Origin of the sequence: Novosphingobium sp. (assembly GCF_039595395.1) — a bacterium.
Lineage (GTDB): Bacteria > Pseudomonadota > Alphaproteobacteria > Sphingomonadales > Sphingomonadaceae > Novosphingobium.
Genome location: NZ_JBCNLP010000001.1, coordinates 1,043,146 through 1,059,621, shown reverse-complemented (window position 1 = coordinate 1,059,621; position 16,476 = coordinate 1,043,146). Strand labels below are relative to the sequence as shown.

Here is a 16,476-nt window from a genome sequence, read left to right as displayed (position 1 = left end):
CAGTGCGCAAGCGCGTCGCCCGAGAGCGGGTTTCCTAAAGGCCCGACGGGTCGCGTCGCGCGTGGCGAAGCTAATGCTCTTCATGGACGATGCTCGCTGACTGGAGGCTGAATGCCGGTGGATTGAGGGGATTGTGCCGGATTTGCGGCAGGCTGAGAAGGTGTCGTGGCAGGGGCGGCGACAGGCTTGCCGTCCTTGTCCACCAGCCCCACGCTGCGCGGATCGGCGACCGCCTTGGGATCATACAGGCTGCGCACCGAGCCGATCAGGCTGTAGAAGGGCGCGCGCAGATTGACGTTGAACTGGATCGGCAGCTTGGCGATCTGCCGCGTAAGGATGTTGCGCGAGGCCTTCTTGCCCTGCGTCAGCCCGCGCAGCTCGACCCGGCTGACGAGCTCGCCCGCCAGATCGCCGTTCATGTCGATGCGCATATGCTCATATTTGAGATCGCGCAGCGTGCGGAAGGCGAAATTCGCGCTGGGCGACAGGTTCTTGTAGGTCAGCGCGCCGATATAGGCCACCGTGCCGCCCGGTTCGCGCGCGGTGAGATAGCCGCCCACCACATGGCCGCCCTTGTCGTCGAAGACCAGCGGCAGATGGCCATCGAACAGGCCCGTCGCGTTCAGATTCGACATATCCATGTGGGTGAGGAATTCCGCCGCATCGATCCCCTCGACATCGAGCGAGAACCTGCGCGCCTCCACCTCGCCGAAGCGCAGCACGAAGGGCTCCATCCACATGCGCCCGTTGAGGAAGGGCCATTCCGCGCGGCTGACGCGCAACTGATGGTTGGGCTCGATGGCGAAGATCACATCGCCATTGTCGGCCTCGATGCCAGGGTTGATCGACCCCACGGTCAGATGCTGGTTGGGCGCGGTGACGGTGTTCAGCAGATCGGTGAAGGTCACACTGCCCTTCACGCCGCGCACCGGGCCCGCCGCGCTGGCGAAATCGAAGCCCTCGCTGGAGACATGGCCGCCGGAGGTGATGCGCCCATTGCGCCAGGCGATATGCGCGTCGGCGGTCAGCACGCCCGAGGCGTCGGCGATCACGCCCTTGCTCAGCTTGCTGACATCCTCGGGTTGGAAGCCCTTGCCGAAGGTCAGCGCAGGCGCCTTGGCATCCAGTGTGCCGCGCGTGGCCGAAAGGTCATGCGTCAGGCTGACCTGCGCCAGCACCCGGTCGCTGCCCGCCGAGCGCACCTCGCCCTGAGCGGTCAGCACATTGTTGACCAGCCGCCCCGTCACACCGCGCGCCACCAGCGGCTCGAAACGCGCATCAGGCGCGGTGCCGCCAGCCGGAGCGGCAGGCGTGCGGTCGCTGATCGCCAGCGAGGCGCCATCCATCACCAGCGCGCCATCGCTCCAGCGCCAGGGGCTGTTGAAAGCGGTGAGGTTCATGGGCAGCGCGGCCAAAGCCAGCGATCCGCCCTCCACCGTGCCGCGCAAGCCTTCCGAATCGCCCAGATCGGCGCTCAGGCGGTCGAGATGCGCGCGGGTGGCATCCGATCCGGCGCCCAGCACCAGCGCGATGTCCTGCGCCTGCGCATGGCGCTCGCCCAGCGCGAGCGGCCCGCTGGCGACATGCAGCGCCTCGCCCGAGAGCGTGCCCGACAAGGACAGGCTGGGCACATTGGCGCCCCAATGCAGCGCGCTGCTGCCCACCGCCAGCACGGCATGCGGCGCGCCCGGCGCTGCATCGCCCGGACACAGATCGAGCGAACCCGCCGCAAGATCGAGCGAACCGAAGGTGGCCCCGGCGAAATGCACCGGAGCGCAGGTCCGGCCCAGCACCAGACCTTCGCGCGCGGTCCAGTCACCCGCGACCGGCAGGTCGAGATCACGCACCACGCCGCCCGGCACCGCGCCCGAGACCAGCACCTGACCCGCCATCGCCACGCGCCCGCCGCGCTCTTCGATATGCAGCGCGGGCACGGTGATCGCCGCGCCATCGGCGGCCCAGGGCGCGATGGCGAGCTGAGCGCTCTGCCCACCACGCACCGGAGCAACGCGCAGATTCATCGTCGGCAGATCGCCGCCGCTCAGCGCCAGATTGCCCGTCAGCCCACCGCCCGTCACCATCAGGCGCGAACCTTCCAGATGCGCGCGCGGGCCCGACCAGCGCGCGGTGGGGATCACCAGGCTGAAGCCGCGATCGCCCCGGCGCATCGTCCATGTGCCCTTCAGCTTGCTGCCCAGACCTTCACGCTCCAGCCCCGCCGACAGCCGCGCCAGCAGCGGCGCCACCAGTGTGCCCTGTGCCGAGCGGCGCCACCCGGCCAGCGTGGCCATCACATGCGAATCGGGCGTGACACCCTCGCCGGAGAAATTGCCCTCGGCCGTGGCATGGCTGAGATTGGCGCCGCCGCTGATGCGGCCATCGACGCCGATCCTGCGCGCCGCGATGCCCGGCAGGGTCACTCCCTGCCCGGTCAGATCCCAGCCCGCCGCCATGCGGCCATTGCGCAGCGTCATCTGGGCATGGCCCGCCAGAGCGCCCGCGCCGCCCATGCCGGTGGCCAGACGCACCGGCGCCAGATCGAGGATCGCCTCGCCGCCCGACAGATCGGCGTCGCCCCTGGCATCGATGGCGACGCGCGCCGGATCGAGATGCAGGTTCTTCAGATTGCAATGCAGCCCGGTGAGATCGAGCGGCCCGGTCAGCCTCGGCCTGCCCTGCGCCACGGAAAGCCGCCCGTCGAGGCTGGCTCCGCCCTCGCAGCCCTGCCCTTCCAGATGCGGCGCGCGCAGCGCCAGCGTTCCGGCAAAGCCATTGCGCAGATGGCCCGCACCCGCTGCCGTCAATGAAACAGCGCCTGCGGGCGTCTCCAGCCGCCCTTGGGCATCGCGCAGCACCAGCTCGACATTGGGCAGGCCCGACGGGCCCGAGGAGGAGGACATCAGCCGGTCCAGCTCGCCCAGAGACAGCTTGCCGTCCCGCCAGCGCCCGGCCAGCCGCACATGCTCCAGCGTGACGCGGCCCAGCCCCTTGATCGCGCCGCCGGTCGAAACCTCGATCAGCAGCCGGCCGGCGGTAAAATCGGGATGAGCGGGATTGCCGACACTGACATCGGCCAGCTCGATGTGAGTCGCGCCCACCTCGGCCACGCGATAGCGCGCGGGCAGCTTCCACGCCTCAAGCTGGTGATCGATCAGCTTTTTGGCGATGGCATCGCGCCAGATCCAGCCCGCGCCCAGCGCGAGCACCAGAACGGCGCTGACCCCGCCCGCGCTGACCAGCGCACGGCGCTTCCAGCTTGAGCGCGCACGAAGAGGCACGGCGGGCTCACCCACCATGCTATCCTGCTCATCAGTCTGGGTATTGCCCCCGAGATCGATCATTCCCGCCCTCTTGCGCGAGAGGCCGCCGAAAGGCAATGCTTGTCCTTCCGGCATAGCTATGGGGCGGGCGGCAGCGGCGATGGATGATAAGGACAGGCTTCGCGATTCCCGGCCGCATCCCGAATTGTTCGAGGAGGCCTTCGCCGCGATAGGCTCGTCGCCCCCCGAAGTGCCCGCAACCAAAGCGGAAAAGCCCACACCTGCGCCAGAAACCGAAGGCCACCGCGCCCGCCTGCGCAAGCGGCTTCTTGAGGGCGGAGCCGAGGCCCTGGCCGATTACGAGATCCTCGAATATCTCCTCGCCACCGCCATCCCGCGCCGGGATACGAAGCCATTGGCCAAGGCGCTGATTGCCCGCTTTGGCTCTCTGGCAGGCGTGTTCAACGCCGATCCCGGAGCCTTGGCAGGCCACCCCGGCATGGGCGAGACCAGCGCGGCGGCGGTGCGGATCGTGTCGCTGGCCACACGGCGTTTGGCGCGCACGCAGGCGTCCGAAAAGCCGCTGCTCGATACGTGGAGCAAGCTGATCGAGTATCTCACCATCGATATGGCGCATCTCTCGGTGGAGCGGGTGCGGGTGCTGTATCTCGATCTGAAAAACCGCCTGATCCGCGACGAGCATGTCGCGGACGGCAGCATCGACGAAGCCGCCATCCACCCGCGCGAGGTCATCCGCCGGGCGCTGGATCTGGGGGCTTCGGCGCTGATCCTTGTCCACAACCACCCCTCCGGCAACCCCGAGCCCAGCCGCGCCGATATCCAGATGACCAACCGTATCGCCGAGGCGGGGCGGTTGCTGTCGATCACGGTGCATGACCACATCATCATCGGGCGCGAGGGGCATGTTTCGCTCCGGGCGAAGGGGTTGATTTAAGGGAGTTGAAGTTTTGAAGAAGGAAGTGAAGATGCGAGGGCCATCGCCCTCGCGCTCCCTTTAATTGTCGGCGTGGTGCATCGGCCGCTACCAAGGCGCCGGGCCTGCGACAAAGAAGTCATGCTTTTATGAATTATTTCATCGTTGGACTGGGCCTTTCTTACGCTTTCCTGGCCGTAAAGGACCTGCGAAAGCATGGCTGGCAGCCTCTCGAACGGCCTCGAGGAATGACGGCCCCCTCGCTCATAGCATGGGTGACGGACAGGACTTATTTGCTTTACGCCATGCTGGCGATAGCAGCGGTTCCCGCCGCGCTGATCGTCAAGCCCTAACGCCGAACCCAAAGCGCAAACGCTGGCAATAAAGGGATTGCAAAGGGCGATGGCCCTTTGCCCGCCGGAGGCACAAACCCAAAAACCCGACTCCAACCTTGCCTTTCGGCCCATCTCCCCCTAGCGCCCGGCGCAATTCCTTGCCCATTCGGAGAGCGCCCATGGTCCCTCGTTATGCCCGGCCCCAGATGACCGCCATCTGGGAAGCAGAAGCCCGCTACAAGATCTGGTTCGAGATCGAGGCGCATGCCACGCAGAAGCTGGGCGAACTGGGCGTCGTGCCCGCCAGTGGCCCCAAGGCCCTGTGGGACTGGTGGGCGACCAACCCCTCCATCGACGTTGCCGCCATCGACGCCAAGGAAGCCATCCTCAAGCATGACGTGATCGCCTTCCTCGACTGGGTGGCCGAGCAGGTCGGCCCCGAGGCGCGCTTCATGCATCAGGGCATGACCAGCTCTGACGTGCTGGACACCACGCTGGCCGTGCAGCTCGCGCGCGCCGCCGACATTCTGATCGCCGACGTCGATCTGCTGCTCGAAGCCATCAAGCGCCGCGCTTTCGAGCACAAGTACACGCCGACCATCGGCCGCAGCCACGGCATCCATGCCGAGCCCACCACCTTCGGCAAGAAGCTGGCCGAGGCCTATGCCGAATTCACCCGCAACCGCGCCCGTCTGGTCGCGGCGCGTGAGGACATCGCCACCTGTGCGATTTCGGGCGCTGTCGGCACTTTCGCCAACATCGATCCCTCGGTCGAGGTCTATGTGGCCGAGCAGATGGGCCTGTCGGTCGAGCCCGTCTCCACACAGGTGATCCCGCGTGACCGCCATGCCATGTTCTTCGCCACGCTGGGCGTGGTCGCCAGCAGCATCGAGCGTCTGGCCGTGGAAATCCGCCATCTGCAGCGCACCGAGGTGCTGGAGGCCGAGGAGTATTTCTCGCCCGGCCAGAAGGGCTCGTCGGCCATGCCGCACAAGCGCAACCCGGTGCTGACCGAGAACCTCACGGGTCTGGCCCGCGTGGTGCGCGGCGCGGTCACCCCGGCGCTGGAGAATGTGGCGCTGTGGCATGAGCGCGATATCTCGCACTCATCCGTGGAGCGTTTCATCGGCCCCGATGCCACCATCACGCTGGACTTTGCGCTGGCTCGCCTCACCTCGGTGGTCGACAAGCTGGTCGTGTATCCGGAGCGCATGCAGAAGAACCTCGACCGCATGGGTGGCCTCGTCCACTCGCAGCGCGTGCTGCTGGCGCTGACGCAGGCAGGGCTTGAGCGCGACGCTTCCTACCGCCTCGTGCAGCGCAATGCGATGAAGGTGTGGGAGAGCGATGGCCAGCTCTCGCTGCTCGAACTGCTCAAGGCCGATCCCGAAGTCTCGGCCAAGATGACCGACGCCGAGCTGGAAGAGCGCTTCAACCTCGATTACCACTTCAAGGCGGTGGACGTGATCTTCGATCGCGTCTTCGGCAAGTAAGCTGAAACAGGGCGGGGTCTGGCCGTGTGCCACCCTGCCCTTTTCTTTACAGGCAATCGCGCCTAGCATCCATGCTCGGGCGCCAACCGCCACGGGTCGCACCCGGAACAGACTGGTTTTTGGAAGGATTACCGATGCAGTTCATCCGCACCGCTCTGGCGGTTATCGCCGGGATCGTCCTGCTGATCTTTTCGGTCAACAACTGGAAGCCGGTCGAGGTGCGGATCTGGGATACGCTGGTGCTCGACACCAAGCTGCCCGCGGTGGTGGTGGTCTCTTTCCTGCTGGGTCTGGTGCCGATGTGGCTGATTTCCAAGGCCGGGCGCTGGCGCCTGAAGCGCCGCATCCAGACGCTGGAAAACGCCGTGCTGGCCGCCAGCCAGACGGTGATCACACCTTCCGCGCCTGCCCTTGCTCCCGAACCCGTCCCTGCCGCCGACAACGGCCAATAAGCTTCAACATCGGATCACCATCATGCACAGCAACCCGCTCTATCTCGCCCTTGACCTGCCCCGCCTCGATGCCGCCGAAGCCTTGGCGCGCAAGGTGAAGGCGCATATCGGCGGGATCAAGCTGGGGCTGGAGTTCTTCTGCGCCCATGGCCATCACGGCGTGCATGAGCTGGCCAAGATCGGCCTGCCGATCTTCCTCGACCTGAAGCTGCATGACATCCCCAACACGGTGGCGGGCGCGATGCAGGCGATCCATGTGCTGCAGCCCAGCATCGTGACGATCCACGCCGCCGGTGGCCGTGCCATGATGGAAGACGCCAAGGCCGCCGCCGGCGAGCATACCAAGGTGGTGGCCGTCACCGTGCTGACCAGCCTCGACGATGGCGATCTGACCAACATCGGCGTCAACAGCAATGCCCATGATCAGGCGCTGCGTCTGGCCGATCTGGCCCAGAGCGCGGGGATCGACGGCATCGTCTGTTCGGGCCATGAGGTGGGCGCCGTGAAGCAGCGCTGGAAGGACGGCTTCCTGGTGGTGCCCGGCCTGCGCCCCGCCGATGGCGTGCTGGGCGACCAGAAGCGTTCCGTCACGCCGCGTGCCGCACGTGATGCCGGGGCCAGCGTGCTGGTCGTCGGCCGCCCCATTTCCCGCGCCGAAGATCCGCTGGCCGCCGCCCGCGCCATCGAAGGCACGCTGTGAGCAGCGAAGCCGTGACAGAGGTTCGCCGCGCCACCACTGCCGATCTGCCCGCGCTCAAGGCGCTGGTGGAAAGCGCCTATCGCGGCGATTCGGCGCGCGGCGGCTGGACTCACGAGGCCGATCTGCTTGAAGGCGAGCGCATCACGGCGGACGATCTGGTGGCCCAGCTCGCCAATCCGGCGATGCGCGTGCTGGTGCTGCCCGGTGAGGGCACCGCCCTGCCCGCCACCATCAGCATCACCGATCTGGGAGAGGGCGTCGCCTATCTGGGGATGTTCGCCGTCGATCCCGCGCTTCAGGCGGGCGGCATTGGACGCCGGATGATCGAAGCCGCCGAAGACTGGGCGGTGCGTGCGTTTTCCGCCCACACCATGCGGATGACGGTGATCTCCACCCGCGCCGAGCTGATCGCCTGGTACATCCGTCGCGGCTATGTCGACACGGGGCGCACCAGCCCCTTCCCCATCCCCTCGATCACCGATCTTTCCATGGTGGTGCTGGAAAAGCCCATCGGTTAAGGGAGCACCATGAGTGCTCCCCTGATCAAGATCTGCGGTCTTTCGACCACCGAAAGCATCGATGCCGCTCTGGCCGCGCAGGCCACCCATATCGGGCTAGTGTTCTTCCCCAAAAGCCCGCGCAATGTGAGCATCGAGCAAGCTGCCGCTCTGGCACTGCATGCGCGCGGGCGGGCCAGGGTGGTGGGGCTTTTCGTCGATCCCGAGGATGCGCTGCTCTCCAGCGTGCGGGCCAGCGTGCCGCTCGATGTGCTGCAACTGCATGGCAAGGAGGCTCCGGCCCGCGTTGCTGACATCCGCGCCGCGCATGGGCTGGAAGTCTGGAAGGCCATCGGCGTGCGCAAGACTCAGGATCTGGAAGCCGCCCAACCCTTCGTCGGCGCGGCGGACAGCATCCTTTACGATGCCAAGCCGCCTGAAGGATCTCTGCTGCCCGGCGGCACCGGGCTGCGCATCGACTGGGGGCTGATGCAGGGCTGGCGCCATCCGCTGCCGTGGTTGCTGGCAGGCGGGCTCGATCCGGCCAATGTCGCCGAGGCGATGAGCATCACCGGCGCGACCGGCGTCGATGTGTCCTCGGGCGTGGAAAGCGCTCCGGGGATGAAGGACATGGCCAAAATCGCTGCCTTCTGCCGCGCAGCTCTAGGCTAAAACGGCAAGAGGCGGCCGGATGAAACCGACCGCCTCCCTTGCGACCCGCCCGTACATGACGGGGGGCTAGCTCAGTTCAAGCTCAGAACTTGATACCGGCGCCGACCAGCACCTGGTTGTTCTGGATGCTGTCATCGCCATTGAAGATGTGGCGATATTCAACCTTGCCGTAATAGGGGCCGAAGCTGTGCTCCACGCCGCCGCCCAGATGGGCGCCATCGTGGTAGCTGCTGCCATAGCTGTAACCGCTGATGACATAGAGCTTGTCCTTGGGCGTGGCATGGATACCGAAGCGCGCGCTGGTCGAACCCACCGCATTGGCGCGGCCAACCAGGGTCTTGTCGATAGCCTGCTCGACACCGATGAACGCGCCGCCCGGCAGGTTGTAGTCATAGCCGATGGCGCCACCGATGGTGCCCTTTGCGGCCTGACCGTCCTGCCAGTTGACGCCGGAACGGATTTCAGCGCGGACGTCGCCTGCCTCGCCAGCGAAGGCGGGGGCAACGAAGGCACCCACGGAGAGCGCTGCCGCTGCTGCGATGAGGACCTGACGCATAATTGTAACTCCCTGATAGTAGAGGCATTCTGTGCCTGACCATCGTTTGCGTCCCGCCGCCTGACATACCGCTGAATGCGATTTTCATATTCCAGTCATATTTGTCGCATTGCAGCATAAAAGGCCCACAATTCCGCCATTGAGGCAGGCGCTGCCCTAAATGTCGCAGATTGTTCAGGTGGTTCGCATCGATTTTACCGTTGCGCAGCTGCAACAGGTCTTTGGCGGCTGGACAGACTCGCGCGCGCATGGCAGGCGCTGGTTCCACTATGAACGCCACCACGCCCAACTCCTTTCGCAATCAGCCTGACGAGCGCGGCCATTTCGGCCAGTTCGGCGGGCGGTATGTCGCCGAAACGCTGATGCCGCTGATCCTTGATCTGGAAGCGGAATATAAGCGCGCCAAAAGCGATCCCGCTTTTCAGGCCGAATTCGACGATCTGCTCGAACACTATGTCGGTCGGCCCAGCCCGCTATACTTTGCGCCGCGGCTGACCGAGGAGCTGGCCAAGAATGCCCCGCAGGGGAAAGGGGCGAAGATCTACCTCAAGCGCGAGGAGCTGAACCATACCGGCGCGCACAAGATCAACAACTGCATCGGCCAGATCCTCCTGGCCCGGCGCATGGGCAAGAAACGCATCATCGCCGAGACCGGCGCCGGCCAGCACGGCGTGGCCACCGCCACCGTCGCCGCGCGCTTCGGCCTGCAGTGCGTGATCTACATGGGCACTACCGACATCGACCGGCAGCAGGCCAACGTCTTCCGCATGAAGCTGCTGGGCGCCGAGGTGATCCCGGTCGACCCGCCGGCACCGGTACCCTGAAGGACGCCATGAACGAGGCGCTGCGCGACTGGGTGACCAACGTCGACAGCACCTTCTACCTGATCGGCACGGTCGCCGGCCCGCATCCGTACCCGGCGATGGTCCGCGACTTCCAGGCGGTGATCGGCAAGGAAACCCGCGAGCAACTGGCCGAGAAGGAAGGGCGCCTGCCCGATTCGCTGGTCGCCTGCATCGGCGGCGGCTCCAACGCCATGGGCCTGTTCCACCCGTTCCTCGACGACGCCGGGGTGCAGATCGTCGGCGTGGAAGCCGCCGGCCACGGCATCGACACCGGCAAGCACGCGGCCAGCCTGAACGGCGGGGTTCCCGGCGTGCTGCACGGCAACCGCACCTTCCTGCTGCAGGACGCGGATGGCCAGATCATCGACGCACACTCCATCTCCGCCGGCCTCGACTATCCCGGCATCGGCCCGGAACACGCCTGGCTGCACGACACCGGCCGCGTCGAGTACACCTCGATCACCGACGACGAAGCCCTGGAGGCCTTCCACAACTGCTGCCGCCTCGAAGGCATCATCCCGGCGCTGGAAAGCTCCCATGCCCTGGCCGCCCTGCCCAAGCTGGCGAAGCAGTATGGCAAGGATCAGATCATTCTGGTCAATGTCTCGGGCCGGGGTGACAAGGACATCTTCACCGTCGCTGACAAGCTGGGCACCACGATCTGATGCTCAGCCGGCGCACATTGGCCATTCTGGCAGTGCTGTGCCTGGCTGTTTCGCTGGTCGCGCGCATGCTCGACCAGCGGCTGATCGACGCCCATGCCGTGGCGCTGGCCGCTGCCAGCACCGTGCCTGACCCGGCCTCGCCCGCCATCAAGGTGGCGCTGTCCGGCAGCACGCATGCCAATTGCACCACGGCCTGCACCATGGCCTACAATGTGGCGCTGCTCGACATGATGAGCATCACCACTCTGGTGCTGGGCCTTGGTTTTGCGCTGACCGCTTTATGGAAGCACCTCAAATGACACGCCTTTCCGAAGCCTTTGCCAAGGGGCGCCCCGCGCTCGTCACCTTCATCACCGGGGGCGATCCCACGCCTGACGTCACCGACGCCCTGCTGGATGCGCTGGTTGAAGGCGGCGCCGATGTGATCGAACTGGGCATGCCCTTCACCGATCCCATGGCCGATGGTCCGGCGATTCAGGCGGCCAATCTGCGCGCGCTGGGCGCGGGCACGCGCACGGCGGACATTTTCCGCATCGCCAGCGACTTCCGCACCCGCCACCCCGACACCCCGCTGGTGCTGATGGGCTATGCCAATCCGATGGTCGCGCGCGGCTCGGCATGGTTCGCCCAGGCTTGCGCCGATGCGGGCGTCGACGGCATCATCTGCGTCGATATTCCGGCCGAGGAAGATGCCGAGCTGGGCCCGGCCCTGCGTGAGCACGGCATCTCCTTCATCCGCCTCGCGACTCCGACCACCGATGCGGCGCGTCTGCCCGCCGTGCTGGAAGGGTCGAGCGGCTTTCTCTATTACGTCTCGGTCGCGGGGATCACCGGCAAGCAGCAGGCGCAACTGACCAGCATCGAGCAGGCCGTGGCGCATCTCAAGGCTGGCACCGATCTGCCCGTCGTGGTCGGCTTTGGCGTCCGCACGCCCGAGCAAGCCGCTGATATTGCTCAGCATGGCGATGGCGTGGTGGTCGGCTCGGCGATCGTCGATCTGATCGCCCAGCATGGTTCACAGGCCGCCGGACCGGTGCGCGATCTGGTCTCCAGCCTCGCTGCGGCGGTGCATGGGGCCCGCACCATTTCCAATCTGGCCTGACGCGGAAAAATCCTCTAGGGGGCGCCCATGAGCTGGCTCAATCGTGTTCGCAATTCGCTCTCCTCGCTCGGCGCGGCGAAGGAGCAGATCCCCGATAATCTCTGGATCAAGTGCCCCAATTGCGGGGAGATGCTGTTCACCAAGGATTACGAGGCCAACCTTTCCGTCTGCCCGCGTTGCGACCACCACGGTCGCATCGGCACTGACGCACGCCTGTCGCAGATCCTCGACGCCGGTTTCGAGGTGCTGCCCAGCCCGCGCGTCAAGGACGACCCGCTGAAGTTCCGCGATTCGAAGAAGTACACCGATCGCCTCAAGGCCGCCCGCGCCGCCAATCCGCATCATGATGCGCTGACCAATGCGCTGGGCACCATCGACGGCCATCGCGCCGTTGTCGGCGTGCAGGACTTCTTCTTCATGGCCGGTTCGATGGGTGTGGCCGTGGGCGCCGCCTTCGTCTCGGGCGTGGAGCGCGCGATCAAGGAACGCGCGCCCTACATCATCTGCACCGCCGCCGGCGGCGCGCGCATGCAGGAAGGCATCCTCAGCCTGATGCAGATGCCCAAGGCCACGGTGGCGCTGCGCCGCCTGAAGGCTGCGGGTCTGCCCTATATCGTGGTGCTGACCGATCCCACCACCGGCGGCGTGACCGCCAGCTATGCCATGCTGGGCGACATCCATATCGCCGAGCCGGGCTGCCTGATCGGCTTTGCCGGCCAGCGCGTGATCCAGGACACGATCCGCGAAAAGCTGCCCGAGGGCTTCCAGCGCGCCGAATATCTCCACGCCCATGGCATGGTCGATATGGTGGTGCGCCGCCCCGAGCTGAAGGCCACGCTGGCCATGCTGCTCTCCTACATGTGCAACAAGGCGGCCTGATCCGCCTGCCCCAAAACCTGCTGAAAGCCTGACCAGATGCGCGATTTCGCCACCTCCGATCATCCCGGCGTGGCCGCGCAACTGGCCCGGCTGGGCGCTCTCACCCTGCCTCAGGGGCGACTCGGGCTTGAAGTGATCGAGGGCCTGCTGGCGGCGCTTGGCGATCCGCAGCATCGCCTGCCGCCGGTGTTCCATGTCGCGGGCACCAATGGCAAGGGCAGCACCTGCGCCTATCTGCGCGCCATGCTGGAAGCGCAGGGCCTGCGCGTCCACAGCGCCACCAAGCCGCATCTGGTGCGCTACAACGAACGCATCCGCATCGCGGGTGAGCTGATCTCGGACGAGGCTCTGGCCGATCTGCTGGCGCGCGTGCTGGATGCCGCCGAGGGTCTGGGCGAGGACCTCTCCCCCAGCTTCTTCGAGGTGACCACCGCCGCGCTGCTGCTGGCTTTCTCCGAAACGCCGGCGGACGCCTGCGTGATCGAGGTCGGCCTTGGCGGGCGTCTGGACGCCACCAATGTTTTCGCCAAGCCCGCCGCCTGCGGCATCGCCACGCTGGGCATCGACCATGAGGCCTTCCTGCTGCGCCCCGAGGCAGGCGCGCCCGAAGACCCCCTCACCCGCATCGCCTTCGAAAAATCGGGAATCGCCCGCAAGGATGCGCCGCTGGTCACCCAGCCTTACCCCTATCGCGCGGAAACCGAGGTACGCCGCATCGCCGCCGCTGTCGGCGCCCCGCTGTTCATGCGCGGCGAGGCATGGGATGCCGCCATCGGCGAGACCATCGCCTATCGCGACGAACACGGCGACCTGACCCTGCCTTTGCCCACGCTGGTCGGGCTGCATCAGGCGGAGAATGCCGCGCTGGCCGTCGCCATGCTGCGCCATCAAAGCGAAGTCCACGTCACCCCCGAGGCCATGGCGCGCGGCATCCGCGACGCGCGCTGGCCCGCGCGTCTGCAACGCCTCGGCAAGGGACCGCTGACCGAACTGGCGGGGCCGCGCGATGTCTGGCTCGATGGCGGGCATAATCCCGATGCGGGGCTGGCGATTGCCCGCCATTTCACCGGCCATCCGCCGCTGCATCTGGTGCTGGGCATGCTGGCCAACAAGGACCCCGCCGCGCTGCTCAAACCGCTGGCGCCCTCGCTGCTCAGCGTGTCGGTGGTGCCCGCGCCGGGCCATGACGCGCACAGCCCCGAGGATTTCGCGGGCCATACCGAGCTGCCCGTTGCCGCCTTCCCCGATGTGGCGCAGGCCATTGCCGCCTTGCCGCCCGAGGGCGATGTGCTGATCGCGGGCTCGCTCTATCTGGCGGGCGAGGTGCTGCGCCTCAACCGCGAGTTCCCCGATTAAGCCTGTTTGGCGGCGCGTTCCTTGCGCGCCGCATGGGCCCATTCGGTCAGCACGAAAACGGTGGTGATCACACCCGTCAGCGCGGTGATACGGAACACCGGACCATAGCCGTAATGGTCGAAAGCCTCACCCGCCACGCCGCGCCCCAGCGTGCCCACCAGCGACACCATGGATGACAGCAGCGCATACTGGATCGCCGTATAACGCCGGTCCACCTGCGAGGAGAGATAGGCAACGAAGGCCGTCAGCGCCATGCCGGTGCTGATGTTCTCATAGCAGATGGTGATCAGCAGGCGCAGCATCGGCGCATCGGCGCCCATGGAGGCCGCAAACACATCCAGCCGGGTGACATGGGCGAAAGCATCGAGGCCCCGCGCCCCATCGGCCAGATCGGCATAGAGCAGATTGCCCAAAGGCGGCAGGATCGCGCCCAGAAACACCGTCGGGAAACGGCCAACCTTGGTGAAGAGATAACCGCCCAGCGAAATGCCCGTCATCGTCATGATGATGCCGAAGATCTTGGAGGCGAAAGCCACCTGATCCTTGGTGTAATGCATCTGCTCCAGATAGAAGGGGTAAGCAAAGCTGGCCCAGATGTTGTAACACAGCGCATAGGTCAGAATGAAACCCAGCAGGCTGAGTACCCACCAGCCGCGCCGCGACACCAGCTCCTCCAGCGGAGAGATCAGCGCCGAAAAGGCATGGTCACCCACTGCACGCATCAGCCCGGTGCGCTCCACGGGCACCGAAACGCCCTGCCGCCGCAGCCGATGCGCCACAGCCGCGACGATCATCGGCATCACCACCGTCGCCGCCACGATCAGCGGCCCCTGGGTGCGGGTGAAATCGCCCACGGACAGCGGCTTGGCGCCCGGTGCTAATGGGGAAAGCATCTTCACCATAAAGCTGACGATGGTCACCACCGCCCAGCCCCAGCACAGCAGCACCACGCCCAGCAGCGCCGCGCGCAGCTTCGGCGCCAGCCAGCCATCGCCCGCAATATCGGCGGCGACCGCGCCCTCGGGCCTTTCGGTGCTGTCCGGCGCGACGCTGCACAGGGCCGAGATCAGCGCCAGCAAGGCTGCCATCACCATAAACACCTGAGGCCAGCTCATCCGCGCCGCCATAAACAGCGCAAAGGCGCCGCCCACGATGGAGGAGGTGCGAAAGCCGAACTGATAGAGCGCCGTCAGCAGCTCCAGCGGGCTGTCCTCATCCGCCGCCTCGATCCGCCAGCCGTTGATGGCGATATCCTGCGTGGCCGAAGCAAAGGCGCACACAAAGGCGACCAGGGCAAAGGGCCCGATGGCCGCCGCCGGATTCATCAGCGACAGCGCGAAGATCCCCGCCACCAGCACCGCCTGACACGGCAGGATCCAGCCCTTGCGCCGCCCCAGCCGATGCAGGCCCGGCAGGCGCACGCGGTCCACCACCGGCGCCCAGAGGAAGGTGAAGGAATAGCACAGGCCGATCCATGACAGCACACCGATGGTGGTCAGCTTCACCCCCACCTCACCCAGCCAGGCGTTGAGCGTGCCGATCAGCAGCGCAAACGGCAGGCCGCTGGCAAAGCCCAGCCCCAGCATGCAGGCCGCCTTGCGGGTGGAAAGCGCCGCGCGCAGCAGCGCCAGCCCCTTGGGGCGAGCAGGCTTTGGGGTGGTGTCTGAGGCAGTGCTGGCCATGAAATGTCCCTGATTGAGCCATCAGACTAGGCAGGCTTGGCGCTCAAGGCCAGAGGTGATGCCATCATGGCACACGCAAAGGTGTGCATGGTTTTGACGTTCGGCCTGAAGCGGCGTAAGGGGCGCCTCATGGCATTTAACCCCAAACCTCCTCGCGGCCCAGGCCGCCCGTCTCGTCCTGCCCGCCCCGCTGGTAAAAGCGGCGCCCAGCGCTATGGCGCCCCCCGTGCGCGTGATGAAGGCGCAGACCCCGAAAAACGCCAGCGCGGCACGTTGAAGCCCGTCGCCAAGGGCGAAGGCTGGAGCCCGGACACCACGCCCGAAACCCGCCTCGACGATCGTCGGGGCCGTGGCGGACGTGACGAGCGCGGCGGCGACCGTGGCGGCCAGAAGAAGGCTGCCTGGGGCGACCGCACCCGCGAGCGCCACAGCGCGCAGCGCGAGGGTGGCCGTGGTGGCTATGGCCAGCGCGATGAGCGCGCCGGTGGCGATAAGCCGCGCGGCGCGTTTGGCGATAAGCCGCGTGGCAGCTTTGGGGACAAACCCCGTGGCGACTTCGGTGATCGTCCCCGTGGCAATTTCGGCGACAAACCGCGCGGCGGTTTCGGCGACAAACCGCGCGGCGGTTTCGGCGACAAGCCGCGCGGTAGCTTTGGGGACAAGCCCCGTGGCGACTTCGGCGACCGTCCTCGCGGCAACTTCGGCGACAAGCCCCGTGGCGATTTCGGCGACCGTCCTCGCGGCAACTTCGGCGACAAGCCGCGCGGTGGCTTTGGGGACAAGCCCCATGGCGATGACCGCCGTGGCGCTTTCGGCGACAAGCCCAAGGGCTCCTTCGGCGACAAGTCGCGCGCCCGCCGCGCCGACCAGCGCGAAGAGCGTGGCGAACGCAGCTTCAGCACCCCGCGCAGCGGCTTCGGCGGCGAACGCTCCGGCGGTTTCGAGCGTCGCGACGAGCGTCCCCGTGGTGGCTTCGGCGACCGCAACCGTTCCGACCGTGGCCGCGGCGACCGCGCCCCCCCAGCGCGAAGAGCCCACCCCCTATCAG

Annotated in this window: 15 protein-coding genes and 1 pseudogene; 12 read left to right on the top strand and 4 right to left on the bottom strand. The window is 66.6% G+C overall.

Annotated features, from left to right (window positions below; all coding sequences use genetic code 11):
• Positions 1-80: 80 nt before the first annotated feature.
• Positions 81-3,341, bottom strand: coding sequence for a YdbH domain-containing protein (locus ABDW49_RS05010; protein WP_343610174.1), 3,261 nt, complete (start codon positions 3,339-3,341; stop codon positions 81-83).
• A gap of 79 nt (positions 3,342-3,420) precedes the next feature.
• Between ABDW49_RS05010 and radC the strand changes: the two genes are divergently transcribed.
• The 7 genes from radC to ABDW49_RS04975 all read left to right on the top strand — a co-directional run bounded on the left by radC (position 3,421) and on the right by ABDW49_RS04975 (position 8,343).
• Positions 3,421-4,215, top strand: coding sequence for a DNA repair protein RadC (radC, locus tag ABDW49_RS05005; RefSeq protein ID WP_343610173.1), 795 nt, complete (start codon positions 3,421-3,423; stop codon positions 4,213-4,215).
• Positions 4,216-4,343: 128 nt separating this feature from the next.
• The gene (locus tag ABDW49_RS05000) at positions 4,344-4,547 is read left to right on the top strand and encodes a hypothetical protein (protein ID WP_343610172.1); all 204 of its coding nucleotides are present in this window, start codon (positions 4,344-4,346) and stop codon (positions 4,545-4,547) included.
• A 161-nt stretch (positions 4,548-4,708) separates the two neighbouring features.
• Entirely contained in the window at positions 4,709-6,022 is a 1,314-nt protein-coding gene (purB, locus tag ABDW49_RS04995) for an adenylosuccinate lyase (protein WP_068091821.1), read from the top strand.
• 134 nt (positions 6,023-6,156) lie between these two features.
• Positions 6,157-6,474: a LapA family protein gene (locus ABDW49_RS04990; RefSeq protein WP_343610168.1), complete on the top strand. Its 318-nt coding sequence runs from the start codon at positions 6,157-6,159 to the stop codon at positions 6,472-6,474.
• A gap of 22 nt (positions 6,475-6,496) precedes the next feature.
• A complete protein-coding gene (gene pyrF / locus ABDW49_RS04985) occupies positions 6,497-7,174 on the top strand; it encodes an orotidine-5'-phosphate decarboxylase (RefSeq protein ID WP_343610166.1) in 678 nt (225 codons plus the stop codon).
• A gap of 11 nt (positions 7,175-7,185) precedes the next feature.
• The gene (locus ABDW49_RS04980; protein ID WP_343610164.1) at positions 7,186-7,692 is read left to right on the top strand and encodes a GNAT family N-acetyltransferase; all 507 of its coding nucleotides are present in this window, start codon (positions 7,186-7,188) and stop codon (positions 7,690-7,692) included.
• Positions 7,693-7,701: 9 nt separating this feature from the next.
• A complete protein-coding gene (locus ABDW49_RS04975) occupies positions 7,702-8,343 on the top strand; it encodes a phosphoribosylanthranilate isomerase (RefSeq protein WP_343610162.1) in 642 nt (213 codons plus the stop codon).
• Positions 8,344-8,425: 82 nt separating this feature from the next.
• Here ABDW49_RS04975 and ABDW49_RS04970 read toward each other — a convergent pair whose 3' ends face one another.
• Positions 8,426-8,899 (bottom strand): hypothetical protein, encoded by a 474-nt coding sequence (locus ABDW49_RS04970; protein ID WP_343610160.1) that lies wholly within the window; start codon positions 8,897-8,899, stop codon positions 8,426-8,428.
• Positions 8,900-9,168: 269 nt separating this feature from the next.
• Here ABDW49_RS04970 and trpB point away from each other — a divergent pair.
• The 5 genes and pseudogenes from trpB to ABDW49_RS04945 all read left to right on the top strand — a co-directional run bounded on the left by trpB (position 9,169) and on the right by ABDW49_RS04945 (position 13,746).
• Positions 9,169-10,409: pseudogene (trpB, locus tag ABDW49_RS04965) on the top strand (tryptophan synthase subunit beta).
• 17 nt (positions 10,410-10,426) lie between these two features.
• Positions 10,427-10,708 carry a hypothetical protein gene (locus ABDW49_RS04960; RefSeq protein ID WP_343610158.1) on the top strand — a complete coding sequence of 94 codons (282 nt, stop codon included), beginning with the start codon at positions 10,427-10,429 and terminating at the stop codon, positions 10,706-10,708.
• The gene (gene trpA / locus ABDW49_RS04955) at positions 10,705-11,511 is read left to right on the top strand and encodes a tryptophan synthase subunit alpha (RefSeq protein ID WP_343610156.1); all 807 of its coding nucleotides are present in this window, start codon (positions 10,705-10,707) and stop codon (positions 11,509-11,511) included. Before ABDW49_RS04960 ends, trpA begins: the two co-directional genes overlap by 4 nt.
• 27 nt (positions 11,512-11,538) lie before the next feature.
• Positions 11,539-12,390 (top strand): acetyl-CoA carboxylase, carboxyltransferase subunit beta, encoded by an 852-nt coding sequence (accD, locus tag ABDW49_RS04950; protein WP_343610154.1) that lies wholly within the window; start codon positions 11,539-11,541, stop codon positions 12,388-12,390.
• 36 nt (positions 12,391-12,426) lie between these two features.
• The gene (locus ABDW49_RS04945) at positions 12,427-13,746 is read left to right on the top strand and encodes a folylpolyglutamate synthase/dihydrofolate synthase family protein (protein ID WP_343610152.1); all 1,320 of its coding nucleotides are present in this window, start codon (positions 12,427-12,429) and stop codon (positions 13,744-13,746) included.
• Here the strand turns inward: ABDW49_RS04945 and ABDW49_RS04940 are convergent.
• Positions 13,743-15,428, bottom strand: coding sequence for an MFS transporter (locus ABDW49_RS04940; RefSeq protein ID WP_343610150.1), 1,686 nt, complete (start codon positions 15,426-15,428; stop codon positions 13,743-13,745). The genes ABDW49_RS04945 and ABDW49_RS04940 overlap by 4 nt on opposite strands.
• 21 nt (positions 15,429-15,449) lie before the next feature.
• Positions 15,450-16,466: a hypothetical protein gene (locus ABDW49_RS04935; RefSeq protein WP_343610148.1), complete on the bottom strand. Its 1,017-nt coding sequence runs from the start codon at positions 16,464-16,466 to the stop codon at positions 15,450-15,452.
• Between the last annotated feature and the right edge of the window lie 10 nt (positions 16,467-16,476).